Here is a 24,719-nt window from a genome sequence, read left to right on the forward strand (position 1 = left end):
GTCAGAGCCCCGCGCCGCCGGTGGCGTCGATCGAGCGGCCGGTGACCCAGCGGGCGTCCGCGGAGGCGAGGAAGGCCACGATGTCGGCGACGTCCTCGGGCTGCCCGACCCGGCCGAGGGCGGCGAGCGAGGCGGCGTGTGCCTCGGCGGCCGGATTGCCGCGCAGCCAGCCCGCGTTGACGTCGGTGTCCACCACGCCGGGGGCCACCGAGTTGACGGTGATGCCGCGCGGTCCGAGCTGCTTGGCCAGGTTGAGGGTGAAGGTCTCCAGGGCGCCCTTGGTGGCCCCGTAGGCGATCGCCTCGGGCATCGCCAGGCGGGCGGCGCCGCTGGAGACGTTGACGATCCGTCCGTGGTCGCGCAGCCGCTCCAGGCCGTGCCGCACCACGAAGAACGGCGCCCGGACGTTGACCGCGAAGACCTCGTCGAAGCCCTCCTCGGTGAGCGAGGCGAGGTCGGCGGCGTGGGCGATCCCGGCGTTGTTCACGATGATGTCGACCCCGTTGTCCGGCGCGTGGGCGGCGACGCCCGCGTCGAAGGCGGCCCAGAGCGCGGCGGCGTCGCCGTGCCGGCCGAACTCGGCCCGGACCGCGAAGGCCCGCCCGCCCTCCTGCTCGATCCGCCCGACCACCTCGGCGGCCGAGCTCGCGTCGCGGCCGTGGGCGACGGCCACCAGGGCGCCGTCCCGGCCGAGGCGCTCGGCGACGGCCCGGCCGATGCCCCGGCTCGCGCCGGTGACCAGGGCCACCCGGCCGGCGAGCTTCGTCCGCTCAAGAGTCTTTCCACGCATGGCTGTTGCCCCGTCCCCTATTTCTTGGTGGATCGTTCAAGAAAGAACGTAGCACGATTTCTTGAACGATCCACCTACAATGTTCGGCATGACCGAGAGAACGGGTGCCGGCCGCGGCCGGCCGCGTGGCTTCGACCGCGCCGCCGCACTGGAGGCCGCCACCCTGCTGTTCTGGGAGCGGGGCTACCAGGCCACCTCCATGGGCGAGTTGACCGAGGCGATGGGCATCAGGGCGGGCAGCCTGTACGCCGCCTTCGGCGACAAGCGCTCGCTCTTCGAGGAGGTGGTGCGGCACTACGGGCGGACCCCGGCCGGCGCCTTCGCCGCCGCCGCGCTCACCGAGGAGCCCACGGCCCGCGGTGCGGTCGCCCGGCTGCTGCGGGAGGCGGCCGAGGTCTTCCCCGACCCGTCCCACCCGGCCGGCTGCCTGACCGTCAGTGCCGCCACCAACGTGACCGCGCAGGACGAGGGGATCGGCGCCCACCTCCGCGAGCTGCGCAACGCCAACCTTGCCGTGATCGAGGCCCGGCTGGTGGCGGCCGGGGCCGCCGGAGAGTTGCCGGAGGGCGCCGAGCCGACCGCGCTGGCCCGGTACTTCGCGTCCGTCTTCCAGGGCATGTCCCAGCAGGCCAGGGACGGCGCCACCGCGTCCGAGCTGCGTGCGGTGGCCGAACTCGCCCTGCTGGCCTGGCCGGCGGCGTAGGGGCGGTCGGGCCGGGCCCGCCCAGTGGATCAGGCCGGGCCCGCCTACCGGGTCAGGCCAGGCCCGCCCAGCGGTTCAGGGCGGCGGTGGCGGCGCTGCGGTCGGGGTCGGTGAGGGAGGCGATCTTCGCCGAGTGGGTGGCGCCCGGTGCCCAGAGGGACAGGGAGTCGCGGGTGCCGGGCCCCAGGCGGAAGGGCTCGGCCACGCTCGGGTCGGCCGCGCCCTGGACGAAGAGCAGGCGCTCGCCCCGCAGGCGCACCCAGCGGTCGATGTCGCGCATCGCACCCGGCTGGAAGCGCAGTTCGACCTCACGGGGCACGAAGGTGCGCGGCTCGGTGGCGCCGGGGTAGCGGAGCAGGTCTGCCAGGTGCTCGGTCTCCAGGCCGAAGTAGCCCAGCTGGGTGCCCAGTTGGTAGAAGTACGGGACGAAGTCGGTGGCGAAGCCGTCGGTGAAGGTGAGCAGCCGGCCGGCCTGGTCCAGCCAGTCGAAGAGCTGCCGGCCGGTCGCGTCCGGGCCGGGGACGGAGGCGCAGCCGGACCGGCCGATGCCCTGCCAGAAGGTGAACGGGGTGCGCAGCACGGCGATCTCGAAGGCCTTGTCGGCGCTGCCGATCAGCTCGAAGGTCGCACCCGGGTAGGCGGCGGTGTACCGAGCGGTGAGCTCCTCGCGGTGCAGCAGCGCCCGGCGCTGGACGGCCCGCAGCGCGGCCCGGCACTCGGGGGTGCCCACCGTGGCCAGGAAGTCGCGGTAGGCCGAGTCCTCGCGGTCGTTCACGTTGTTCGGCGCGCCGTAGGCGACCGTCCCGGCCACGTCGCCGGGGTAGAACCGGCGGTGGTAGACGGTGGCCATGCCGCCCTTGCTGCCGCCGGTGGAGATCCACCGGCCCGGGTAGACGGGGCGCAGGGCCTCGACGATCCGGTGGTGGTCGGTGGCGGCCTGCCAGATGTCCAGGGTCCGGTAGTCGCCGGTGGTGCTGGGCAGCGAGGTGCCGAAGAAGCGCTGCTCGGTGGTGAGTTGGTTGCCGTCCAGCAGGGTGGCGGGCTCGCTGCGGCCCTGGCCGGGGCCGAGGCCGTAGCCACTGGTGGCCAGGACCGTCGGGCGGTCCGCGGCGCGGTGCAGCAGGGTCAGGCGCTGCTGGAAGGTGCCCGCCTCCGGGTGGTGGTGGTCGACCGGCTGACGCAGGCTCAGCTCGAAGAAGCGGAAGCCGGCGGCGGCCGGGCGCTCCGCCGTCACGGTCAGGCCGGGGACGGCCTCCAGTGCGGCCCGGACGTCGGGCTCCTCGGCGGCCGCCGCCGGAACGGCCGTCAGCGCCGTCAGCGCCAGCACCGGTGCCGCCACGCCGACCAGCATCCGCCTGAACCACCTGCTCATGTCGCCCTCCCCGGGGCTCGTCCGTCCGATGGGCACCAGTCAACCGGCGGGGCCCGCTCCGCTGATCCCTCCCGGGCGTGGACGGCCTCCCTCTCCGGAGGGAGTTGACGGACCGTCCGGTGCCGGGAGGGCCGTCGGGCAGGCTGGGACGGACGGCCGATCGGAAGGGGCGGGACCATGGGCGGGGCGGTGCGGACGGCGGAGGCCCGGGAGGTGCGGGGGACGTGGCAGCGGATGCGCCTGTGGGGAGCGGCGCACGCGGTGGACGACCTGTACCAGGGCCTGGTCCCGGCGGTGGTGCCGTACTTCGTGCTGGAGCGCGGCTACGGCTACGTCGCGGCCGGGGGCCTCACCCTGGCCGCGGCGCTCGGGAGTTCGGTCCCGCAGCCGCTGATCGGGATCGCGGTGGACCGGCACGGACTGGGCTGGTCGGCGGCGCTCGGGCTGGCGCTGGCCGGCACCGGGTTCGGACTGGCGGGGCTGGCCGGGCCGTACCCGGCGGTCTGGGCGCTGGTGCTGCTCTCCGGCATCGGGGTGGCGATGTTCCACCCGGCGGCGGGCAAGGCGGCCCGGGAGGCGGCGGGGGAGAGCGCGGCCGCGATGAGCGTCTTCGCGGCGGGCGGCAGCGTCGGCTTCTTCCTGGCACCGGTGCTGGCCACCCCGCTGCTGGTGGCCTGGGGCGTGCGGGCCACGGCGTTCTTCCTGCCGCCCGCGCTGCTGATGGCGTACGTGCTGCACCGGCACCGGCGGCGCGCCCTGGCGACGGGGCGGGCCGGGGCCGGTGGCGCGCGGACGGGTGAGGACCAGTGGGCGCCGTTCCTGGTGCTGACGGCGGTGGCGATGGTCCGCTCGGTGGTGTTCTTCGGGGTCAGCACCTTCCTGGGCCTGCACTGGCTGCGGGACCTGGGCGCGACGCAGACCCTGGCCGGGGTGGCGCTGGCCTGCTTCCTCGGCGGCGGGGTCACGGGCACCCTGCTGGGCGGGCGGACCGCCGACCGGCTGGGCCTGGTGCGGACGGTCCGACTCGGCACCCTGCTGGCCGTACCGGCCCTGGCGGGCCTGGTGCTCGCCCCGGGCCCGTACCTCCCGTTGCTGTTCGCGGTGCTCACCGGCGCGGTGCTGAACGTGCCGTTCGCCGTCCTGATCAAGCTCGGCCAGGACTACCTGCCGGCCCGCCCCGGCACCGCCTCCGGCGTGACCCTGGGCCTGGCCCTGAGCGTCGGTGGCCTCTCGGCGCCGCTGCTGGGGCTGCTCGCCGACGTCCACGGGCCGCGCGGCGTGCTCACCGTGCTCTGCGCCGTCCCCGTCCTCGCCTGGGGGCTGGCCGCGTTCCTGCGGGAGCCGCGGGCGGCGGCCTGAGGACGCATCCGTCCATGGCCCCTTCGGTCCGCCGGGGATCCCTTCCACTCGGGCTGAGCTGCGACGAAGCTGTTCTTCGTCAGCAGGAAGCGCCCGACCGGTAGGGAACGAACCTCCGCTGACGGTACGTCAGCCGCGCCAGACCGCCGCTCCTGCAGGGCGGCAGTCCGCGCGGTCCATCCGTCCGCACCCCCTCCCGGAGCACAGCCATGTCCTCTCGCGCCTCGAAGCTCACCCGCGTCGCCCTCGCCGCCGCCATCACCCTCTCCGGCGCGGTCGCGACCACCGCCCTCGCCACGGCCACGGCCACGGTCGCCCAGGCCGCCTCCTCGGTGGACGGTTCGATCACCCGCTCCGAGGTGATCGCCCGGGCCGACTACTGGTTCCAGCAGGGGAACAGCATCAGCTACAGCTGGACGGGTGCCTACCCGGACTCCTCGGGGCGCAACTACCGCACCGACTGCTCCGGTTACGTCTCGATGGCCTGGCACCTCGGCACCAGCCTGGCCACCGGCACGCTGCCGGGCGTCGCCACCCAGATCCCGCGCAGCGAGCTCAAGCCCGGTGACATCCTCGACTACGAGGCCAAGCACGTCATCCTGTTCGAGAAGTGGGACGACGCGGCCCACACCACCTTCTCCTACTACTCCTTCGGCTCCGACCCGGTGAAGCACGTCACTGGTGTGTCGATCAACGCCGCCAAGTTCGACAGCCACGACAACGGCCTCTACACCGCCTACCGCTACGACAAGATCGTCGACGACAACCCCGTCACCGCCGCCAACAACACGGTGCGCCTGGTGGACCTGACCCCGAACGGTGACCTGTTCAACGCCGAGGGGAACTTCGTCGCCGGGAACTGGAGCCCCTGGAGCAACATGGGGGCCTCCTCGATCAAGGAGGTCGCCAGCGCCTCGACCGGGTCGACCAACCGGGTCTTCGCGATCGGCAGCGACAACCGGATCTGGGAGAAGGACGGCAACTACGCCACCGGGCAGTGGTCCGGCTGGTTCCAGGTGCCGAACAGCCCGACGGTGAAGGCGATTTCGGCCTCGTCCTTCGGCAACACCGTGCACCTCACCGCGATCGGCACCGACGGCCAGATGTGGAACTCGGACGGCGCCTTCCCGAACGGCGGCTGGAACGGCTGGACCTCGCACGGCGGCACCAACCTCAAGCGGATCGCCTCGGTCTCGACCAGCGACAACGTGAACCACGTCTTCGTGGTCGACGCCAACGACCAGCTCCGCGAGATCGACGCCAACTACGCGACGGGGACCTGGAACGACTGGGCGCCCGCGGCGGGCGGCTTCACGGCCAAGGACGTCTCGGCCTCGTCCTTCGGCAGGACGGTGCACCTCACCGCGATCGGCATGGACGGCAACCTGTACAACACCGACGGCGACTTCGCGGCCGGCACCTGGAACGGCTGGAGCAACAAGGGCGGCAGCGGCCTGAAGCGGCTGGCCAGCGCGACCTCCTCGGTCACCAACGTGAACCACGTCTTCGCGGTCAACTCCAGCAACCGCCTGGTCGAGATCGACGCCGACTACACCAAGGGCACCTGGAGCACCTGGGCCGAGCCTGCCGGTGGCGCCGACTCGATGGGCATCGCCGCCTCCTTCACCAGCTGACCCGCACCCCCCACGGTCGTGCCCGGCCCCGGAGAACTCCGGGGCCGGGCACGGCCGTTCCGCGTCCGGCCCCGTCAGCCGAGGGCCGCGAGCACCTCGTCGGTGGTGGCGATGTGGCCGATGCGCGGGAAGATCTTCGTGGTGCTGTGCACGTGCGAGTCGCCGTCCATGTCGGTCATCGCGTCGGTGACGAAGGTCAGCCGGTACGTCAGTTCCCAGGCGCTGCGGGCGGTGGACTCGACGCCGATGCTGGTGGAGATGCCGCCGAGGACGATGTGCCGCACGCCGCGCCGCCGCAGCTGGAGGTCGAGCTCGGTGCCGGTGAAGGCGCCCCAGTGGCGCTTGGTGACGACGATGTCGTCCTCGGTGGCGCCGAGCGCGGGGGAGAGCTCGGAGAACCAGGCGGGAGGCAGGGTGGGGGTGAACTCGTCGCCGGGGAGCGGGAGATCGCTGCCGTCGGGGTGCCAGCCGACCCGGACCAGGACGACGGGCAGCCGATGGGCGCGGAAGGCTCGGGCCAGGCGGACGCCGCGCTCCAGCACCTCGGCCGGGTCGTGTGCGGCGGGACGCTCCAGGATGCCCTTCTGGAGGTCGATCAGGACGAGCGCGGTGTCGGGTGTGATCTGCACGGGGCGAGCCTATCCGTCAGGTGCGGCCCAGAGTGGGACAGGAGAGCGGGACAGGAAAGTTTCTTTACCTTGTGCCGCCGCCCGGCCCCTGACCTGTGCGTGCGGGTGGGCCCGGGTAAAGAAACCCCTCTGACGGAGGCTCAGCGGCCACCGGTGCTCTTGACCGCCCCAATTGGTCCAGTCCAATCTTTGATCCCCTGCACCGCCGGAAACCCCACTCATCCGGAGGACCCCCACCATGCTCGAACGAGCTCTGCCCGAGCGCCCCGCGCTCCGGGCCGCATCGTCACGCCGTAGAGTCGGCGCCCTGACGCTGGCCGCCGTGCTCTCGGCCGGCAGCGTCGCCGTGGTCGCCTCGCTCGGCACCGCTTCGGCCGCCCCGGTCAACCTGCTCTCCAACGGCGACTTCGAGGCCGGTCTGACCGGCTGGAGTTGCGCCGCCGGCAGCGGCTCGGTGGTGAGCAACCCGGTGCACGGCGGCGCCGCCGCCCTGAGCGCCGCCGCCACCGCGGGAGACACCGCGCAGTGCCAGCAGACCGTCGCGGTACAGCCCAACACCACCTACACGCTGGCCGGTTGGGTGCAGGGCAGCTACGTCTACCTGGGTGCCACCGGCACCGGGGTGAACGCCCAGTCCTGGCTGCCCTCGGCGACCGGCTGGACCCAGCTCTCCACCAGCTTCAAGACCGGCGCGAGCACCACCTCGGTGACGGTCTACACCCACGGCTGGTACGGCCAGGGCACCTACCGGGCCGACGACCTGACGCTGACCGGCCCCTCCGGGCCGACCCAGAGCACCACCCCGACCGTCAGCGCCTCGGCCAGCGCCAGCCCGTCGGGCAGCGCCAGCCCGTCCGCGAGCCCGTCCACCAGCGCGAGCCCGTCGGCCAGTTCGAGCCCGAGCTCCAGCCCGAGCACGAGCCCCAGCCCCAGCGGCACCCCGAACGGCCCCGGCGGCGACGGCAAGGTGACCGTCCCGGCCGGCTTCAAGGTGGAGCGCACCACCCACAACGCGGTGGTGCTCTCCTGGCAGGCCTCCACCGACTCGACCGACAACGCCCCGGCCTACAAGGTCTGGCGCCAGGGTCAGTTGGTGGCCACCTCGATGGGCACCAAGGTCACGGTCAGCTCGCTGCTGCCCGGCACCACCTACACCTTCACCGTCCAGGGCTACGACAAGGCCGGCCACGCCTCGGCCCAGTCCGCGCCGGTCACGGTGACCACCGCCGCCGCCCCGGCGGCCGCCAAGTACCGCTCCGCCTACTTCGACCAGTGGGGCGTCTACGAGAACACCTACTTCGCGAAGAACGTGGACACCAGCGGCTCGGCGGCCAAGCTGGACGTCATCACCTACGCGTTCGCCAACATCCACCCCACCTCGCACACCTGCTTCGAGGCCGTGAAGGCCTCCGACGCGGCCAACGAGAACAACCCCAACGCGGGTGACGGCGCGGGCGACGCGTACGCCGACTACCAGATGGACTACACCTCGGCGACCAGTGTGGACGGCTCCACCGACGTCTACGAGCAGCCGATCAAGGGCAACTTCAACCAGCTGCGCCAGCTGAAGGCCAAGTACCCGAACCTGCGCCTGACCATCTCCATCGGCGGCTGGACCTACTCGAAGTACTTCTCCGACGCGGCCTCCACCGACGCCAAGCGGAAGGCCTTCGTCTCCTCCTGCATGACGATGTTCATGACGGGCGACCTGCCGACCAACGTGGCCAGCGACCCGTCCGGTGGCAAGGCCTCGATCGCCGGCCTCTTCGACGGCATCGACATCGACTGGGAGTACCCGGGCTCGGCCGGCGGCCACGTGGGCAACCACACCTCCACCGCCGACAAGCAGAACTTCACCCTGCTGCTCAAGGAGTTCCGCGAGCAGCTGGACGCCTACGGCGCCCAGCAGGGCAAGAAGTTCCTGCTGACCGCCGCGCTGCCGGCCGGGCAGGACAAGATCCAGTACCTGGAGACCGACAAGATCGGCGCCTACCTGGACTACGCCGACGTCATGACCTACGACATGCACGGCGGTTGGGACGCCAAGGGCCCGACCAACCACCAGGACCCGCTGCACGACAGCCCGGCCGACCCGTCCACGCCCGTCACCCCCGGCGCGCGGAAGTACAACGTGGACACCGCGCTGACCGCCTACACCACCGGCCTGCCGGAGTACGGCGTGACCGGCGGCTTCCCGGCCAACAAGATCGTGCTGGGCATCCCGTTCTACTGGCGGGGCTGGACCGGCGTCCCGGCCGGCACCAACTACGGCCTGTACCAGAGCGCGACCGGCCCGACCCCGGCCAAGCCGCTCAGCCAGGAGGCCGGTCTGGCCGCCTGGAAGGAGCTCACCCCGACCGCCGCCACCACCCACTGGGACCCGGTGACCGAGAGCTCCTGGATCTACGACGGCACCAACTTCTGGACCGGTGACACCCCGCAGGCCATCCAGGCCCGCGGCGCCTACGCCAAGTCCAAGGGCCTGGCCGGAATGTTCGCCTTCTCGCTGGAGAACGACGACACCTCGGCCACCCTGCTGAACGCCATGTCCGCCAGCCTCGGCTGACGCGCCAACGGCTCCGGCTCCACGGGCCCGCACCCCTCGGGGTGCGGGCCCCGCCGTTCGACGGGGAGGTTTCCGGCCACGACCCCGAGAGGCCTCAGGGGCCGGGTACCCCGTGGGGCGGAGGGGTGGTTCGCCCTCGGGGAGGACCGGTACCGGACCTGAGGGGGAGGTGCGTGTCCGCACCGCGCTGCGAGGGTGGACGTGCCGGAAGGGACTCCGGCGGGTAACGGACCGAGGGGACTGGGGACATGGCCATGGGACTGCGCGGGGCGGGTCTGCGGGCGGCGGCGGTGGCACTGGCCGCCGCGACGGTGGTCGGTGTGGTGGCGCCGGTGGCGGGGGCCGCCGGGGCGTCCGAGGGGGCACGAGGGGCGGCGGTCACGGCGGAGGCGGCACCGGGCTCCCGGGTCGACCGGGAGGCGCTCGACGCGGCGCTGCGCGCGGTGGTGGTGGAGGGCGGCTCGACCGCCGTCCTGGGCCGCGTGGTGGAGAACGGCCGCACGCTCTGGCAGGGCGCGGCCGGCAAGGCCGACCTGGACCGGGGCACCCCGGCCCGGGCCGACGGCCGGTTCCGGATCGGCAGCGTGACCAAGACCTTCGTGGCCACCGTGCTGCTCCAGCTGGAGGCCGAACGCCGGGTGGACCTGGACGCGCCGGTCGAGCGGTACCTGCCGGGCACGGTGCCGAACGGGCGGAACATCACGGTCCGTCAGCTGCTCAACCACACCAGCGGCATCTTCAACTACACCGAGTCGAAGGACTTCCTGGACTTCGAGACCCCGGAGGCGGCCCAGCGCTGGCTGGACCAGGGGCGCTGGGTGCAGCACCGCCCGGCCGACCTGGTGAAGCTGGCCGTCGCCCACGAGCCGTACTTCGCCCCGGGCGCGGACTGGCACTACTCCAACACCAACTACATCCTGGCCGGGATGATCGTCGAGAAGGTCACCGGCCACGGCTGGGAGTCCGAGGTCGAGCGCCGGATCGTCCGGCCGCTCGGCCTGGGGTCGACCAGCTTCCCGTCCTCCTCGACCGCGGTGCCCGGCGTGCACGCCAAGGGCTACATGCAGCTCGCCGACGGCGGCCGGGCCGACGTGACCAGGCTCAACCCGAGCATGGCGGGCGCGGCCGGTGCGGGCATCTCCACCACCGCCGACCTGGCGAGGTTCAACTCCGCGCTGCTGGGCGGGAAGCTGTTGCCCGCGGCCCAGTTGGCCGAGATGACCACCGTGGCCCCGCAGTCGCTGAAGTACCTGCCCTACGGCCTGGGCCTGATGCGCGAGGACACCCCGTGCGGACAGCTCTGGGGCCACGGCGGTGGCATCCCCGGCTACGGCACCCAGATCCTGGGCGAGCTGGGCGGCAAGCGCCAACTCTCGTTCTCCTACAACCCGTTCGACAACAGCCGGGCCGGCGAGGCGAACCGGACGCTGGGTGAGCTGCAGTCGCTGATGGCCTGCGGCGCCAAGACCGGGACCACCGCCAGGTCGCTGCCCTCGCTGGGCTGACCCGACGGTGGTCCCGGGGCCGGTGCGGTCACGGGGGGCCGCACCGGCCCTGACGGCCCTGTCAGCAGCTCAGGTTGGAGCCCGGGACGGTGCCGAGGATCTGCACGAAGTTCTGGTAGGCGTTGATCCGGCTCTGCACCTGGGCGGGGTTGCCGCCGTTGCACTCCAGCGAGCCGTTGATGGAGCGGATGGTCTCGCCGAAGCCGGCGCCGTTGACCATCGCGTTGTGCGGGGTCATGGTGCCGGGGCCGTTCTGGGTCATCCAGTACCAGATGCCGGTCTTCCAGGCGACGGCCGGGTCGGTCTGCACCAGGTTGGGGTTGTTCAGCAGGTTGATGCCCAGCGCGTCACCGGCGGCCTTGTAGTTGAAGTTCCAGCTCAGCTGGATCGGGCCGCGGCCGTAGTACGCGGCCTGGCCGGCCGGGCAGCCGTAGGGCTGGGTGGTGTCGCAGTAGTGCGGGTAGTTGGCGGTGTTCTGCTCCACCACGTAGACCAGGCCACCGGTCTCGTGGTTGACGTTGGCCAGGAACGCGGCGGCCTCCTGCTTGCGCACGGTGTCGCTGCCGGTGCCCGCGAACGCCGGGTAGGCGCTCAGGGCGTTGACCAGGCCGGCGTAGGTGTAGAAGGAGTTCCGGCTCGGGAACATCTGGTTGAACTGGGCCTCGCTGACCGGGAATCCGCCCGGGTTGGTGGTGCCGGTCGGCGTCGGGGTCGGGCTGGAGCCGCCGTTGCAGGCGTACGGGTCCCAGTACCAGGTGGAGATCACCGGGTCGTAGCCCGGGTTGTCGTGCTCGGCGATGTAGTACTTGCCGTCCGTGTACCGGACGATCGCGCCGGTGGTGTAGGTCTGGCCGGCCACCCAGGCGGGGTAGTTGCAGCTGCCGGTGGGGGTGCTGGTCGGCGAGGGGGTGGGGGTGGTGGTCGGGTTGCCACCGCCGCCGCAGACGCCCTGGTCCGCCCAGACGCCCGAGCCGCCGGTGGACGGGGTCTCGCCCTGGGTCCACCACTTGGCGCCCCAGTTGTGGCCGTTGTACGAGACGGTGGCGCCGCCGGTGTAGACGGCGCTGGAGCTGTACGCGGTGGCACAGGTGGCGGCGGAGGCCGCCCCCGGCAGGAACACGGCGAAGCCCACCGCCACGGCTAGCGCGGCGAGCAGGGCCATCAGTCGATTTGTCGACACTTCGTCTCCCCTGGGTGCGGTGGGGGAACCGCACGGGTCGAGGACGGGATCGTCCGGTGTGGGGGACCCGCGGGCGTGGGGGGCGCGGGCCGGTACGGGAACCGTACGGTGGACTGAACCGCAATGGTCCAGACCTGTCAAGGGGGCCCGATCGGTTCGGGTGCGCCCCGACGGACCGCGCTGACAGACCGTCAGCGTACGGACGGCACGCGGCCGGAGGGCGTCAGCGCAGCACCGAGGGGGACTCCGCGCCGACCACCAGCAGCTCGCCCTGCCCCGAGCCGTCGGCCGGGACGGACCACACCTCGGGATTGCCCGCGCCGTCGCGCACCGTGTAGGCCAGGGTGCGGTCGTCCAGCCAGGCCGCCTGGTCGTCCACGCTGCGGGCCTCGGCGGTGGCGGTCACCCGCAGGGTGGTCAGGTCGAGCACCGAGAGCCGCCAGCCCTTGGCCGGATCGGCGTCCACCGCCTCCTTGAAGGCCAGCCGGGTGCCGTCGGGGGAGAGCGAGGGGCACTCCACGTTCTCCTTCAGGGTGCGCACCGTGCGGGCCGCGAGATCGCCCTCGGCCAGGTAGCGCTTCCCGGCCGTGGAGAGGGTGACGTAGAAGCGGTTGTCGTCGGCGGTGAAGGTGACGCCCCAGTAGTTGACGTCCGGCGACTGGTACGGCCTCCCGTCCCGGGTGATCGCGAACTCCTCCAGGGAGTTCACCAGTTGACCGCTGCGGGTGTCGTAGACGCCGGTCCGGGTGGAGAAGCCGCCGCCGCTGTAGGAGTCGCCGCCGACGAAGGTGGTCCAGTTGACCATCCGCCCGCTGGCCGAGACCCGGGCCCGGCTGGGCAGGCCGGGGACGGGGATCGACCTTGTCTCCGTCAACTCCCGGTCCAGCACCACCATCCGGTAGGACCACTGGGTGTCGGGGTGGGCGCAGATCCCGGTGCCGCCGGCCGCGTAGGAGCGGACGCACTCCAACCCGCCCACCTGGCGCGGCCCGTCGGGCTCGGCCGCCGCCACGGTGTTCAGGTGGCGGTCGCCGACCACCAGCAGCTGGCGTCCGTCGGTGGTCAGCCGGAGCGGGACGGCGTCCGCCGGGCGGTCCGCGGCGGTGCCGCGGTCGCCGGCCGCCAGGCCGTAGCCGACCGCGACGCTCGCCAGGACGGCGGCCAGCGCCGCCAGCACGCCGACCCGGGTACGGGTGGTCATCCCGGCGGAAGGGGCCTGGCCGGTGTTGCGTTCGCTGGTCAACTCGCTGGTCATGAGGCTTCCTTGACGGCGCCGGGCAGACGGAACAGCAGGACGGCGGAGGCGACGATCGCCAGCGCGACCGCCCCGGCGGCGAAGCGGGTCGCGGTGGCCGGGCCCCACAGCTGCCAGGCCAGGCCGAAGAGCAGCGAGGAGACCAGGTAGGCCAGCGCCTGGCCGGTCTGGATCAGCGCGATCCCGGTGGTGCGCAGCCGCTCCGGCAGCACCGGCCCGGCCAGGGCCATCAGCACCCCGTCCGAGGCGGCGTAGAACAGGCCGTAGAGGGCGAGCGCCGTGATCAGCAGCGGGGTGCCGCCGAGCGGGCCGAAGAGCAGCAGGTAGACGGCGGCCAGTGCGAGATAGGCGGTCAGCAGCACCGGCAGCCGGCCGACCCGGTCGGCCAGCGCGCCCAGCGGCGCGGCCAGCAGCAGGTAGGCCAGGTTGGTGCCGACCGCGAGCAGCGGGAACCAGCCGATCGCCAGGTCCTCGCGGCGCTGGAGCAGCAGGTAGACGAAGCCGTCCCCGACGGTGGCGGTGCCGAGCAGCACGGCGGCCAGCGTCAACCGCCGCACCGGGGCCGCCCTCAGCAGCCCGCGGACGTCCAGCTTCACCCGCACCGGCGGGAGTTCCTCGCGCTGGTCGCGGACGAAGAGCACCAGGACCACCACGCCGAGCACCGCGATGCAGCAGCTGGCGACGAAGACCGCGTCGAAGGACTGCCCGGCGGCGGCCAGCACCGCCATCGCCACCAGCGGTCCGAGGAAGGCGCCGAAGCTGTCCATCGCCCGGTGCACGCCGAAGGCCCGGCCGAGTGCCTCGGGCGGGGTGGAGAGGGTGATCAGGGCGTCGCGGGGCGCCGTGCGCAGGCCCTTGCCGGCCCGGTCGACGGCCACCACCAGGCCGATGCCGGTGGCCGAGCGGCCGACCAGCAGCAGGCCGAGCTTGGCCACCGCGGAGAGCGCGTAACCGGTGCCGGCCACCGCCTTGCGCTGCCGGAAGCGGTCCGCCGTCCAGCCGCCGGCCAGCCGCAGCAGCGCGGTCGCCCCGGTGTTCAGGCCGTCGATCAGACCGTAGGCCAGCGGGCTCAGTTGGAGGCCGAGCACCAGGTACATCGGCAGCACCGCCGTGACCATCTCGGCCGAGACGTCGGTGATCAGGCTGACGCTGCCGAGCGCCAGCACGTTGGCGCCGACCTTGACGGCGGTCCGGCTCCCGTCGGAGCGGGGCCGCCCGATCGTGGACAGGTACACGGAGCTCCTCCGGGCGGCGCTGCGGGATGGCGTGGACGGCTCATATCGTGCGGTGCCCCGGCCCGGGTGGACAACAGGGCCTCGGTAGCGGCTCGGCATGCGATGGGTGAACAGCCGGTGTACGGGTACGAGTTGACCGCGTACATCCCCGGATCCTCATGTCCTGCACGCGAGTTGTTCATCTGCGCGTGCCGGACCCGCCCGGCAGCCCCCCCAGGATTTCCCCGCTCGTGGCACGGGTCACGGGCCTCTCCCCCAGGAAAGGGACTCTCCGATGGGCAAGCGCCAATCCTGGCGAGCCGCGACCGCCGCCTCCGCGGCCCTGGTCACCACCGCGCTCGCCGCGACGCTCCTCACCGCGACCGCTCCCACCGCGGCAGCGGCGACCACCACCTTCACCCCGGTCGCCGACACCTACGTCCAGGACACCACTCCCAGCACCAACTACGGCACCTCCACGCAGTTCGTGGCGGACAACTCCCCGGTGCGGCAGGCGTTCCTGAAGTTCACCGTCGCCGGGGTGACGGCCCCGGTCACCGGTGCCAAGCTCCGGGTCCGCTCGATCAGCGGCAACAGCGGCGCCAGCAAGGGCGGCGTCTTCAAGTCGGTCTCCAGCACCACCTGGAGCGAGACCGGCACCACCTGGAACAACAAGCCCGCCCAGGACGGCGCCACCCTGGCCACGCTGGGCGCGATCACCAAGGACACCTGGTACGAGGTCGACGTCACCTCGGTGGTGAAGGGCAACGGCACCTTCAGCTTCGGTGTCAGCTCGACCAGTTCGGACGGCGCCTACTACGACACCCGCGAGAGCGGCGCCGACGCCCCGCAGCTGGTGCTCACCACCTCCGGCCCGAGCCCCTCGCCCTCGGCCTCCCCCTCGGCCTCGCCGACCGTGACGCCGACGCCCACCCCGACCCCGACGGTCTCGCCCTCGCCGTCCCCCTCGCCCACCCAGCCGTCCGGTGACCCGGTGCTGGTCGGCGCGGGCGACATCGCGGACTCCGGTTCGGGCGACACCGCGACCGCCGCACTGCTGGACAAGATCCCCGGCACCGTCTTCACTGCCGGCGACAACGTCTACACCAACGGCACCACCTCGGAGTTCAACACCTACTACGAGCCGACCTGGGGCCGCCACAAGGCGCGCACCCGCCCGGCCCCGGGCAACCACGACTACAACACCTCGGGCGCCACCGGCTACTACAGCTACTTCGGTGCCAACGCCGGTGACCCGGCCAAGGGTTACTACTCCTACGACCTCGGCAACTGGCACGTGGTCGCGCTCAACTCCAACATCGCGATGTCGGCCGGCTCGGCCCAGGAGACCTGGCTGCGCGGCGACCTGGCCGCCAGCACCAAGCCCTGCACCATCGCCTACTGGCACCACCCGCTGTACACGTCCAGCTCCAGCCACGCGCCGTCCACCGCGACCCGCCCGCTCTACCAGGCGCTGTACGACTACAACGCCGAGGTGGTGGTCACCGGCCACAACCACACCTACGAGCGGTTCGCCCCGCAGGACGCCAACGGCAACCGGGACGACGCGCGCGGCGTGCGCAGCTTCGTCGCGGGCATGGGCGGTGCGAGCTTCTACGGCTTCGGCACCATCCAGAACAACAGCGAGGCCCGCAACGCCGACACCTGGGGCGTCCTGAAGTTCACCCTGCACGACAACAGCTACGACTACGAGTTCGTCCCGCAGGCCGGCAAGACCTACAACGACAAGGGCAGCGGCACCTGCCACTGATCTCGACCCCTGCTCAACCCCGGGGCACGGGAGGCCAGTTCCCGTGCCCCGGGCACCTCTGCGCAAGGAGACATCCTCTAGCCCTGCTCCGCCGCCAGCTCCTCCAGCAGGCGCACCGCGCGCTCCGCGTCCGCCGCGCCGACGAACAGGTGGTCGTGGTGGAAGCCGGCCACCACGTTGCAGCTGATGCCGTGTTCGGCGAGCCGGGTGGCCACCGCCGCCGTCAACCCGACCGCCTCCAGCGCCGAGTGGATCCGCAGCGTGATCCAGGCCGCCACGTACTCGTAGCGAAGCCCGAGCGAATCCGCCTCCTCCTGCGCCACCACCACGGTCGGCCCCTCCGCCTCGGCCACCGTGACCACCGGCCGCAGCCCCGCCGGGACCTTGGTCGGCAGCGTGCAGTAGACGTACCTCCCCGGGTGCAGCTCCGGGCTCATGCCGCTCAGCAACTTGCGCAGATCACTCTCACCGGCCGTCATGCCGCCACGCTAGCCGGTGGGTTCGCGGCGCGGGGTGCCGCCGTGCCGGACCGGTCCGGAGAACCGCGGGCGAGAATTCCGCGTCCTGATGTCACCGGAAGGGACGGCCGACCCGTCCTGAGGGACAGAACCGCGTCAGTGCGGATCCGCATGGCCGGCGTGCGCAACGACGACAGAGAGCCAGCAACAGACATGAAGGACTTCGGCAAGGATCTGGACGAGGAGCTCTCCTCACTGGACGCGCCACCCCTCGGCGATCTGGTCGGCCAGGCGGTCCGGCAGGGGCGCCGGGTGCGGCGCCGGCGCGCGGTCGGCGCGGTGGCCGGCTCGGCCCTGGCGGTGGCCGGGACGGCGCTCCTGCTCGGCGGCCCGCTGCGGCCGCACACCGGCGGCGCCGGCCCCTCCGCGGTGGTCGCCGCCGACCTGCCGAGCCCCTCGCCGGTGGCGCGGCAGCCCGTCACCGGCGCGGCCCTGCTGGCTGCGGTGGCCGGGGTGGTACCGGACGGCCTGCGGACCGGCGGGTACGCGGCCCAGACCGACGGGGTGAACGGCGCGCAGGTCACCGGGGCCCAGGTCTACCTCACCGGGCCCGCCGGGACGGGGATGATCCGGGTCTTCGTCACCAGCGGGGAGTCGGAGGCCTCCTGCTTCACGACGGAGTCCTGCCGCCGGGACGACCGCGGTCAGCAGGTGGTCGTGGACCACATGAAGGGCAACTGCGTCCAGGACGTCGTGGTGACGTCCCGTCACCACGACGGCACCGTGGTCCAGGTGAACGTGGCGACCTGCCTGGCCTGGACCGAGGCCGAGGGCAACAAGCCCACCGCCCCGGCCCTCACCGAGCAGCAGGCCATCGCCCTGGCGGGGGACCCGGCGCTCTCGGTCTGGATGACCGCGGAGGAGGGCCTCCGGGCCAAGGCCGCCTACCCCGACCTGCCCCGGATCCTCTGACCACCACGGACCGGCCGCGGCCCCGTCCGGGGCCGCGGCACCACCACCGAGATCTGCACCGCACCACCCTGGGGGCCGAGAAGTGCGCAACGAAGCCGAGTTCGTCAGTTTCGCGGAGGGCAGCACGCTGCGCCTGCGCCAGCTGGCCTACCTGATGTGCCGCGACTGGCACTTCGCGCAGGACCTCACCCAGACCACCCTGACCAAGATGTACGTCGCCTGGCCCCGCCTCACCCGCCGGGACAGCGACCCCTTCCAGTACGCCCGCAAGGTGCTGCTCAACGCCCTGCTCGACCACAAACGCCTGCGCAGCTCCACCGAACTGACGGTGGATCGCTTCCCCGAACGCCCCACCACCCCCGACACCACCGCCGTCCGCCTCGCCCTCCTCGACGCACTCGCCCTGCTCTCCCCGCGCGACCGCGCCATCGTCCTGCTCCGTCACTGGGAGGACCACAGCGTCGAGACCACCGCCGAGATCCTCGGCATCAGCACCTCGATCGTGAAGTCCCAGACCACCCGCGCCCTCGCCACCCTCCGCACCCACCTCGGCGAGGAACGCCTCGCCCTCTTCGCAGCCTGACAGGGCGTCATGACGACCTCCACCCGTTCGACGGCCGGGCTGTGGGCGGTGCTCATGGTGCTCTGCCTGTGCGCGGCCGGCCTCGCCGCCTTCCTCGGCCTGTCGCTGACCGCTCCCCGGGGCCGGGCCGAGCACGTCGCCCTGACGGCCTGTGAGACCAGGCACGGCGGCCGCGACGGCTACGTCCAGTGCACGGGCCTGCTGCCGGACGGCACCCAGGTCTCCCTGCGCCACGACGGCCACCCCGGCGAGAGCGTGGACGCGGTCCGTACCCCCTGGGGCTCCTACGCCGTACCCCGGCCGGACCTCCCGGCCCGGGCCCTCGCCCTCACCGTCCCGCTGCTGCTGCTCGTGGCGGCCGCCGCCTCCGGGGCCGCCCTGCGCTCCGCGCTCCGCCGTCGGCGCTGACCGGCGCGGTCCTACTCGTCTTCGAGGAGGCGGTCGAGGGTGCGGCGTCCCATCGCGCTCATGGCCGGGTTGCTCTCCACGTAGTACCAGACCAGGCCCATGGCCTGCTGGAACGCCCAGGCCCGGCCGCGCTCCCACTCGAGGTCGTCGCAGCCCAGCGCCGTCCGCAGCACCTGCCGCGGCCCCCGCTCCAGCAGGTGCCAGGCGCCGACCAGGTCCAGCGCGGGGTCGGCCGGGGCGAAGCCGCCGGTGTCCAGCACGCCGGCCAGCCGGCCGTCGGCGACCAGCACGTTGCCGGGGGTCAGGTCGCCGTGGCTCATCACGTCGGCGCCCTCGCGCGGCAGCTCCCGCAGCCGGCTCCACATCCCGCGGAGCCGGGGCACGTCGAGCAGCCCCTCGCTCTCCTCGAAGCACAGGGCCATCCACTCGTCGTGGTCGGTCAGGACCCCGCCCCGGCCCCCGCCGCTGAACCGCCGCCCCCGGGTGTCGGCCCCCCGGGCAGCGGCCAGGAAGACCGCGAGGTCCTCGGCGAACCCCTCCGACCGGCCGGGGTCGGCGGCCGTGGCGGCCGTCCCGGCCAGCCAGGTCTGCACCGACCAGGGCAGCGGGAAGCCCGCCCCCGGTTCCCCCAGCGCAACGGGCTCCGGCACCGGGAACGGGGACACCCGCGCCAGCTCCGCACTCGCCTCGGCCTCCCGCCGCAGCGCCGCCGACACCTCGGCAGCCCCGCCCGCCGCCCGCAGCGGGAACCGCGCCGCGAGGCCGTCCCCGACTCGGAAGATCGCGTTGACGGTCCCCGTCGACGGCAGGAACCGGACCTCCAGCCCTCCCCACTCCGGGAACTGATCCCCGATCAGGCCCGCCACCGTCCCGGTGGTCACGTCCACCTGATCCTCGTGCATGGTCACTTCGCGCGAACTCCTCGGCTCTGATCCGTTGACCGCAGCAGCAGAACAGATCACCCGAGGCCGGGGCCAGTGCTTTTCGCCTGCCGTTCCGCCTGGTCCAGCCAGTCCAGGTACCAGCGGGCGAAGGTCACCGGCCGGCCGCCCTCGTCCAGGAGCGGAGCCAGATCCACCTCGTCGGCCCTGAGGTCCTCCCAGATGCGACCGCTCTCCGGGCCGTTGACCACCAGCCACTGACGGATGGCGCAGCCCTGGTGGCACAGGACGATCGCGCCGACGGTGCGCTCCGGATCCCACATCACCTCGCCCCAGCGCTCGTCCCACGCCTCGTAGGCGGTGTCGAACTCCTCGATGTCCTCGAAGTCCTCCTCCTCGGGGCACTCCTCCAGCAGCGCCTCCACCAACGCCGGGTCCAGCACCGTCGCCGGGAACGGCTCGGCGAGCCGTTCCCGGTCGGCCAGGTCCGCGCCGTCGCCCTCCCACCGCCACCCGTCCTCCGTCCGCCGCACGGGGAAGACCCCGTAGGCCGGCCCGGCTCCGCCGGCACCCACCTGGAGCAGGAACGTCCGGTACTCCGGCGGCAGTTCGGTGCCGATCTGCGCCTCCAGCTCCGCCAGCTCGGCCGGGGACAGCACCGGGTCGAGGGCGAAGTGATGACCGTTCGACCCGAACACGGCGGACTGCGGCTCCGGCCCGGCCGGTGCCAACGCCTCCACCCGTGCGCGCACGCCCACCCACAGTTGATCATCCATGGCGCGGAGCGTAGCCCGCCCGTCGGACACGCTTCCGGCCGCCCGACAGAAGGCCGGCGTCTGCCGCTTGCGCTAGTCTCCGGCCATGCTCCGCACCGATCGAACCTCCGTCCGACCCCGGCGCGGCGTGACACTCGCAGGCCTCGCCCTCGGCGTCCTCGCGCTGGCCGCCTGCACCCCGGACGGTACCGCCGCCCCGAGCCCGGCCGAAGCCGAGGCCGTGGCCGTGCACACCGCGCCCGCGTCGGCCGCACCGGCCCCGCCGCTGACCTTCCGTTACCAGGCGCGCGGCGAGCACGAGTTCATCGACCAGACACTCATCATCGGCAACGACGGCCGGATGAGCGTGGCGCCGACCCTGGCGATCACGGCGGTCGACGCCACCGGCAAGGACCTCCCCGACGTGCGGATCACCACCGCGTACGGTAGCGATCGCGGCGGCCTCGTGGTCCAACCCGGCGGTGGCTACGACGTCCTGGCCTTCGGTGGCCCCGGCGCGGAGCAGGTCGCCGACGTGAAGGTGACCGTCAAGGAGACCGCCCCGGCGGACCTCCCCGCCGACGCGACCGCCGTCGAGGCGAAGCCGGCCGACGCCTCCGGTCGACCCATGACCAAGTTCGACCCCTTCGAGCAGGTCCTGCTGAAGAACCCGAACACCACGCCGGTCTCCGTCCGCGTCGTCTACCTGGTCTACGACAAGCCCAAGCCCGGCACGCCCCAGCAGACCACCGCCGTCATCCCGATCGGCGGCCTGACCACCATCCCGCCCGGCGGCACCTCCTCCGTCCCCGTCACTGGCGACGCCGCGGCAGCCGTGCGGCAGTACTCCGACGGCCCGGCCGTCAGCGTCAAGACCTACTTCTCCCGCTAGCGCGAACCGCGTACCGGCCCAAGGCCTGTCCCTCGGCCGCCTCGGTCAGCCCCCAAGGTCGGCCGGCTCCGGCACCGCATGGTCGCAGGTGTCGAACTGCTCACCGATGTTGTTCCACATGAAGCCGTCCTGCCAGCCCGGCTTCGCGCCGGCCCAGCCGAGCAGCGCCGCGAGGACTTTCTCCTGGGAGACGGTCAGGGTCTGGAAGTGCCGCGCGGCGACGCCGTCCCGGTACTCGAGTTGGTAGGTGTGGTTCTCCCGCAGCCGGACCTGGATGTACCAGTCGCCCGGCAGCTCCCCGCCCACCCGCTCCACCACCAGGTGGGCGTTGCCCCGCCGCAGATCGGCGAGCATCGTCCCGATGGTGGTCCCGGTGGCGCGCTTCACCACGTGGCCACGCTCGTTGGTCGCGATCAGCATGGCCGGATCATCCAGCAGGGGGCTGACACTGCCTCAGGACATCGCCGTCCCCCTGCGGTGACGCCCGACCGCTCCGGTCCGGTCCGTCAGAGGATCCGGCGCCACCAGGGTGGGGTCACCGGGGGGACCGGTGCCTCGGAGGCAGCGGGGCCGGGCCTGCCCTCGATCGGGGTGTCCCATTCGACGAGGGCGGCGGGGAACCAGGTGACTGGCTCGGTGTCGGTACGGATGCTGGCCCAGGCGCCACGCGTACGGCGGACTCCCGGTTGGGCAGCGGGCCTCCGGGGCACTGCCGAGCCGTTTAACGATGCGGGCACCGCGACGAAGTAGCCGGCCAGCACCATCGCGTCCGGTTCGCCGTCAGCGGCGGAGAAGCCCTTGATCATCCCCGCACCGTACCTGACCCGCGCCCTCCGGCTCCGCATGCTCGGAGCGTTGACGAGCGATAGTTAGCGATATATCGTCGAAGTATCGAGATGGCTCGATGACAACGTCAACGAAAGTGAGTGATCACCATGCGTGGGTACGGATACGACAGGGGAGAAGGCCGTCGCCGTGAGCGGCGGGAGGGTTTCGGTGGCTTCGGCGGCGGGCGGCCCGGGGGGCCGTTCGGTGGGCCGTTCGGGCACGGGGGCGGGGGTGGCCGGGGTGGGTTTCCCGGGCACGGGCGGCGTGGGGGGAGGGCTCGGCGGGGGGATGTGCGGGCCTCGCTGCTGGCGCTGCTGCTGGAGCGGCCGATGCACGGCTACGAGATGATCACCGAGATCGGCGAGCGCTCGGGCGGGGCCTGGCGGCCGAGCCCGGGGTCGGTGTACCCGACGCTCCAGCTGCTGGAGGAGGAGGGGCTGATCGCGGGCAACGAGGGGTCGGGCAAGAGGCTGTTCGAGCTGACCGAGCAGGGCCGCGCCGAGGCCGAGGCCGGTGCGCCCAAGCCGTGGGAGCAGGCCGGCCGCGGGCTGGACTGGGAGGCGGTGCAGGAGGTCGGGCAGGCGCTCGGGGCAGTGGACCAGGCGATCCGTCAGGTGATGACCACCGGGACGGAGGAGCAGCGGGCCAAGGGCCTGGCGGTGCTCACCGAGGCCCGCAAGAAGCTGTACCTGATCCTGGCCGAGGAGGCGTGACGGTCCGTCAGCCCTCGGCGGAAGGAGCGGGGGCCTCGGCGGCCGAGGGGTCCTGGTACTCGTAGACCCAGCGCCAGCGGCCCTTGGGGTCGTACTCCTTGGCGCGCCGGTAGACCAGCGTGACGGCGGGGGTGTCCCCGTGTGCGGGGACCGGGACCTTGTAGACCTTGGGGACGTTGCTGAACGGCGTCAGCCCGACGGGCAGGGTCCGGCCGTCCAGGGGGCCGCCGACGAAGGGGGTGTCCGCGCTCTTCACGCTGCTCAGCCTACGGGTGTGACGGTCCGGTGGAGGCGCCCGGTGGCCGGTGTGAGGGGCCGGTGTGACCAGCGCAGCACCGCCCGCGGTCCGAACGGCCCCCCCGACACCCTTATCCTGCTCTGTACGCCCCTGGGAGTTCCCTGGTACCCGGGCCCCTCAAGGGCCCGCCTCGAACCGTGCCCCGGGCGACTCGGCCGTCCGGCGACACCGGCTCCGGCCCTCGGCGAAGCTGCCGGACCGACCGCACCCCGGGGAAGCAACGGGGTGGGCTCCGGCGTTGCGTCGGATGTTTGCGTCGGTCGCTGTGTCACACCAGGCACGGCAGCTACAGCAGGTGTGGAAGGGGTCCGATGGAAGCCAGCAGCAGGTGGACGGCCTGGTGGCAGCGGCGTGACCGCGAGCGGACCGGGCCGGGTGCGGGGGGCGATCCGGCCGGGAGGCTGGACCTGCTGCTCAAGGCGGTGCGGGCGGGGTTCCCGCTGGCGCCGGCCGCGCATCCGGCGGGGCACCGGTGTTCCTGCGACCGGGTCGGCTGTCCGGCTCCGGCCCAGCACCCGGTCTCCTTCGCCTGGCAGACCCAGGCCACCGTCGATCCGGAGCAGCTGGCCCGCTGGCTCTCCCGCGACCCGCAGGCCAACTTCGTCACCGCCACCGGCCGCGCCCACGACGTGCTGGACGTGCCGGCCGAGGCGGGCCGGCTGGCCCTGGAGCGCCTGGAGGCGCTCGGCGTGCACGGCCCGGTGGCCGCCGTCGGCGAGGACCGGTACCTGTTCTTCACCGCCACCCGGGGGACCCCGGTGGACGAGGACGAGTGGTGGCCGAGCGTGCTGGACAGCACTCCTGACACCATGTCGGACCACCCCGGCCTGCGCTGGCACTGCCGCGGCTCCTACACCCTGCTGCCCCCGGCCTCGCTGCCGGACGGCTCCCAGGTGCGCTGGCTGCGCGGCCCCGAGCTGCCGCTGCCGGACGCGCTGCGGGTGCTGGACGTGCTCACCGACGCCTGCACCGAGGTCGGCGCGGTGGCCCAGGAGCAGTGGCTGATCGGCTGACGGCCGGTCAGAAGGGAAGGGCGGTGGACGGGCCGGAGCCCGTCCACCGCCCTTCCCGTGTCCGGGTGCGTCAGAAGCCCTCGCCCGGGAGGGTGAGGATCTCGGCGCCGTCGGCGGTGACCACCAGGGTGTGCTCGAACTGGGCGGTGCGCTTGCGGTCCTTGGTGACCACCGTCCAGCCGTCCTCCCAGATGTCGTAGTCGTAGGTGCCCAGGGTGAGCATCGGCTCGATGGTGAAGGTCATCCCGGGCTTGATCACCTCGGTGGCCCGCTCGCTGTCGTAGTGCGGGATGATCAGCCCGGAGTGGAACGAGGTGTTGATGCCGTGGCCGGTGAAGTCGCGGACCACGCCGTAGTCGAAGCGCTTGGCGTAGGACTCGATGACCCGGCCGATCACGTTGATCTGGCGGCCCGGCTTGACCGCCTTGATCGCCCGGTCGAGGGACTCGCGGGTGCGCTCGACCAGCAGGCGGGACTCCTCGTCCACGTCGCCGCAGAGGTAGGTGGCGTTGAGGTCGCCGTGCACCCCGTGGATGAAGGCGGTGGCGTCGATGTTGACGATGTCGCCGTCCTGCAGCACGGTCGAGTCCGGGATGCCGTGGCAGATCACCTCGTTGACGGAGGTGCAGACCGACTTCGGGAAGCCCCGGTAGCCCAGGTCGGACGGGTAGGCGTCGTGGTCGCACATGTACTCGTGCGCGACCACGTCGAGCTGGTCGGTGGTCACCCCGGGGGCGATCAGCTTGGCCGCCTCGGCCATCGCCTCCGCCGCGATCCGCCCGGCGATCCGCATCTTCTCGATGGTCTCGGCGGTCTGCACCTCGGGGCCGGTGTACGGGGCCGGCTTCGGCTTGCCGACGTACTCCGGGCGCGGGATGTGCGCCGGGACCTTGCGGATGGGGGACTGGATGCCGGGTACGAGAGCCATGGCCGGAGTCTA

Annotated in this window: 25 protein-coding genes; 12 read left to right on the forward strand and 13 right to left on the reverse strand. The window is 72.7% G+C overall.

Annotated features, from left to right (window positions below):
• Position 1: 1 nt before the first annotated feature.
• Positions 2-790, reverse strand: a complete 789-nt coding sequence (locus ACWEPF_RS08760; protein ID WP_452171989.1) for an SDR family oxidoreductase — start codon at positions 788-790, stop codon at positions 2-4.
• Positions 791-869: 79 nt separating this feature from the next.
• Between ACWEPF_RS08760 and ACWEPF_RS08765 the strand changes: the two genes are divergently transcribed.
• Positions 870-1,493, forward strand: a complete 624-nt coding sequence (locus ACWEPF_RS08765; RefSeq protein WP_452171990.1) for a TetR/AcrR family transcriptional regulator — start codon at positions 870-872, stop codon at positions 1,491-1,493.
• 52 nt (positions 1,494-1,545) lie between these two features.
• On the opposite strand, the gene ACWEPF_RS08770 is transcribed toward ACWEPF_RS08765, so the two are convergent.
• Positions 1,546-2,865, reverse strand: a complete 1,320-nt coding sequence (locus tag ACWEPF_RS08770) for a S28 family serine protease (protein ID WP_452171991.1) — start codon at positions 2,863-2,865, stop codon at positions 1,546-1,548.
• A gap of 177 nt (positions 2,866-3,042) precedes the next feature.
• Here ACWEPF_RS08770 and ACWEPF_RS08775 point away from each other — a divergent pair, with 177 nt between their 5' ends.
• Together ACWEPF_RS08775 and ACWEPF_RS08780 are read left to right on the forward strand one after the other, a co-directional pair.
• The gene (locus ACWEPF_RS08775) at positions 3,043-4,224 is read left to right on the forward strand and encodes an MFS transporter (protein ID WP_452171992.1); all 1,182 of its coding nucleotides are present in this window, start codon (positions 3,043-3,045) and stop codon (positions 4,222-4,224) included.
• A 209-nt stretch (positions 4,225-4,433) separates the two neighbouring features.
• Positions 4,434-5,858, forward strand: a complete 1,425-nt coding sequence (locus ACWEPF_RS08780; protein ID WP_452171993.1) for a hypothetical protein — start codon at positions 4,434-4,436, stop codon at positions 5,856-5,858.
• A gap of 74 nt (positions 5,859-5,932) precedes the next feature.
• Here the strand turns inward: ACWEPF_RS08780 and ACWEPF_RS08785 are convergent, their stop codons facing one another.
• Positions 5,933-6,487, reverse strand: coding sequence for an isochorismatase family protein (locus tag ACWEPF_RS08785; protein ID WP_452171994.1), 555 nt, complete (start codon positions 6,485-6,487; stop codon positions 5,933-5,935).
• A 238-nt stretch (positions 6,488-6,725) separates the two neighbouring features.
• Between ACWEPF_RS08785 and ACWEPF_RS08790 the strand changes: the two genes are divergently transcribed.
• Both ACWEPF_RS08790 and ACWEPF_RS08795 read left to right on the forward strand, forming a co-directional pair.
• The gene (locus tag ACWEPF_RS08790; RefSeq protein WP_452171995.1) at positions 6,726-9,053 is read left to right on the forward strand and encodes a glycosyl hydrolase family 18 protein; all 2,328 of its coding nucleotides are present in this window, start codon (positions 6,726-6,728) and stop codon (positions 9,051-9,053) included.
• Positions 9,054-9,301: 248 nt separating this feature from the next.
• Positions 9,302-10,558: a serine hydrolase domain-containing protein gene (locus ACWEPF_RS08795; protein ID WP_452171996.1), complete on the forward strand. Its 1,257-nt coding sequence runs from the start codon at positions 9,302-9,304 to the stop codon at positions 10,556-10,558.
• 61 nt (positions 10,559-10,619) lie between these two features.
• Here the strand turns inward: ACWEPF_RS08795 and ACWEPF_RS08800 are convergent, their stop codons facing one another.
• The 3 genes from ACWEPF_RS08800 to ACWEPF_RS08810 form a co-directional block, all read right to left on the reverse strand.
• Positions 10,620-11,738: a glycoside hydrolase family 19 protein gene (locus tag ACWEPF_RS08800; RefSeq protein WP_380150170.1), complete on the reverse strand. Its 1,119-nt coding sequence runs from the start codon at positions 11,736-11,738 to the stop codon at positions 10,620-10,622.
• Between the two features lie 223 nt (positions 11,739-11,961).
• On the reverse strand, positions 11,962-12,993 hold the full coding sequence (locus tag ACWEPF_RS08805) for a TolB family protein (RefSeq protein ID WP_452171997.1): 1,032 nt from the start codon (positions 12,991-12,993) through the stop codon (positions 11,962-11,964).
• On the reverse strand, positions 12,990-14,228 hold the full coding sequence (locus tag ACWEPF_RS08810) for an MFS transporter (protein ID WP_452171998.1): 1,239 nt from the start codon (positions 14,226-14,228) through the stop codon (positions 12,990-12,992). The genes ACWEPF_RS08805 and ACWEPF_RS08810 overlap by 4 nt, the downstream gene beginning before the upstream one ends.
• A gap of 274 nt (positions 14,229-14,502) precedes the next feature.
• On the opposite strand from ACWEPF_RS08810, the gene ACWEPF_RS08815 reads away from it, so the two are divergent.
• Complete coding sequence (locus tag ACWEPF_RS08815; RefSeq protein ID WP_452171999.1) at positions 14,503-15,978, forward strand: CBM96 family carbohydrate-binding protein; 1,476 nt, start codon at positions 14,503-14,505, stop codon at positions 15,976-15,978.
• 77 nt (positions 15,979-16,055) lie between these two features.
• On the opposite strand, the gene ACWEPF_RS08820 is transcribed toward ACWEPF_RS08815, so the two are convergent.
• Positions 16,056-16,457: an ACT domain-containing protein gene (locus ACWEPF_RS08820; RefSeq protein ID WP_345282741.1), complete on the reverse strand. Its 402-nt coding sequence runs from the start codon at positions 16,455-16,457 to the stop codon at positions 16,056-16,058.
• Positions 16,458-16,649: 192 nt separating this feature from the next.
• Here ACWEPF_RS08820 and ACWEPF_RS08825 point away from each other — a divergent pair, with 192 nt between their 5' ends.
• The 3 genes from ACWEPF_RS08825 (at position 16,650) to ACWEPF_RS08835 (ending at position 18,399) form a co-directional block, all read left to right on the forward strand.
• Positions 16,650-17,408 carry a hypothetical protein gene (locus ACWEPF_RS08825; RefSeq protein WP_452172000.1) on the forward strand — a complete coding sequence of 253 codons (759 nt, stop codon included), beginning with the start codon at positions 16,650-16,652 and terminating at the stop codon, positions 17,406-17,408.
• Positions 17,409-17,490: 82 nt separating this feature from the next.
• Positions 17,491-17,991 (forward strand): sigma-70 family RNA polymerase sigma factor, encoded by a 501-nt coding sequence (locus ACWEPF_RS08830; protein WP_452172001.1) that lies wholly within the window; start codon positions 17,491-17,493, stop codon positions 17,989-17,991.
• Positions 17,992-18,000: 9 nt separating this feature from the next.
• On the forward strand, positions 18,001-18,399 hold the full coding sequence (locus ACWEPF_RS08835) for a hypothetical protein (protein ID WP_452172002.1): 399 nt from the start codon (positions 18,001-18,003) through the stop codon (positions 18,397-18,399).
• An 11-nt stretch (positions 18,400-18,410) separates the two neighbouring features.
• On the opposite strand, the gene ACWEPF_RS08840 is transcribed toward ACWEPF_RS08835, so the two are convergent.
• On the reverse strand, positions 18,411-19,307 hold the full coding sequence (locus ACWEPF_RS08840; protein ID WP_452172003.1) for an aminoglycoside phosphotransferase family protein: 897 nt from the start codon (positions 19,305-19,307) through the stop codon (positions 18,411-18,413).
• A 50-nt stretch (positions 19,308-19,357) separates the two neighbouring features.
• Positions 19,358-20,056: an SMI1/KNR4 family protein gene (locus ACWEPF_RS08845; protein ID WP_452172004.1), complete on the reverse strand. Its 699-nt coding sequence runs from the start codon at positions 20,054-20,056 to the stop codon at positions 19,358-19,360.
• Between the two features lie 127 nt (positions 20,057-20,183).
• Between ACWEPF_RS08845 and ACWEPF_RS08850 the strand changes: the two genes are divergently transcribed.
• The gene (locus ACWEPF_RS08850) at positions 20,184-20,927 is read left to right on the forward strand and encodes a hypothetical protein (RefSeq protein WP_452172005.1); all 744 of its coding nucleotides are present in this window, start codon (positions 20,184-20,186) and stop codon (positions 20,925-20,927) included.
• Between the two features lie 45 nt (positions 20,928-20,972).
• Here ACWEPF_RS08850 and ACWEPF_RS08855 read toward each other — a convergent pair whose 3' ends face one another.
• The gene (locus ACWEPF_RS08855; protein ID WP_452172006.1) at positions 20,973-21,347 is read right to left on the reverse strand and encodes a hypothetical protein; all 375 of its coding nucleotides are present in this window, start codon (positions 21,345-21,347) and stop codon (positions 20,973-20,975) included.
• A gap of 86 nt (positions 21,348-21,433) precedes the next feature.
• Positions 21,434-21,733 carry a hypothetical protein gene (locus ACWEPF_RS08860; RefSeq protein WP_452172007.1) on the reverse strand — a complete coding sequence of 100 codons (300 nt, stop codon included), beginning with the start codon at positions 21,731-21,733 and terminating at the stop codon, positions 21,434-21,436.
• Positions 21,734-22,045: 312 nt separating this feature from the next.
• On the opposite strand from ACWEPF_RS08860, the gene ACWEPF_RS08865 reads away from it, so the two are divergent.
• A complete protein-coding gene (locus ACWEPF_RS08865) occupies positions 22,046-22,468 on the forward strand; it encodes a PadR family transcriptional regulator (protein ID WP_452172008.1) in 423 nt (140 codons plus the stop codon).
• 7 nt (positions 22,469-22,475) lie between these two features.
• Here ACWEPF_RS08865 and ACWEPF_RS08870 read toward each other — a convergent pair whose 3' ends face one another.
• The gene (locus ACWEPF_RS08870) at positions 22,476-22,724 is read right to left on the reverse strand and encodes a hypothetical protein (RefSeq protein ID WP_345282723.1); all 249 of its coding nucleotides are present in this window, start codon (positions 22,722-22,724) and stop codon (positions 22,476-22,478) included.
• 353 nt (positions 22,725-23,077) lie between these two features.
• Here ACWEPF_RS08870 and ACWEPF_RS08875 point away from each other — a divergent pair, with 353 nt between their 5' ends.
• The gene (locus tag ACWEPF_RS08875) at positions 23,078-23,779 is read left to right on the forward strand and encodes a bifunctional DNA primase/polymerase (RefSeq protein ID WP_345282721.1); all 702 of its coding nucleotides are present in this window, start codon (positions 23,078-23,080) and stop codon (positions 23,777-23,779) included.
• A 70-nt stretch (positions 23,780-23,849) separates the two neighbouring features.
• Here ACWEPF_RS08875 and map read toward each other — a convergent pair whose 3' ends face one another.
• Positions 23,850-24,707 carry a type I methionyl aminopeptidase gene (gene map / locus ACWEPF_RS08880; protein WP_345282719.1) on the reverse strand — a complete coding sequence of 286 codons (858 nt, stop codon included), beginning with the start codon at positions 24,705-24,707 and terminating at the stop codon, positions 23,850-23,852.
• Between the last annotated feature and the right edge of the window lie 12 nt (positions 24,708-24,719).

This window comes from Kitasatospora sp. NPDC004289 (genome assembly GCF_053602875.1).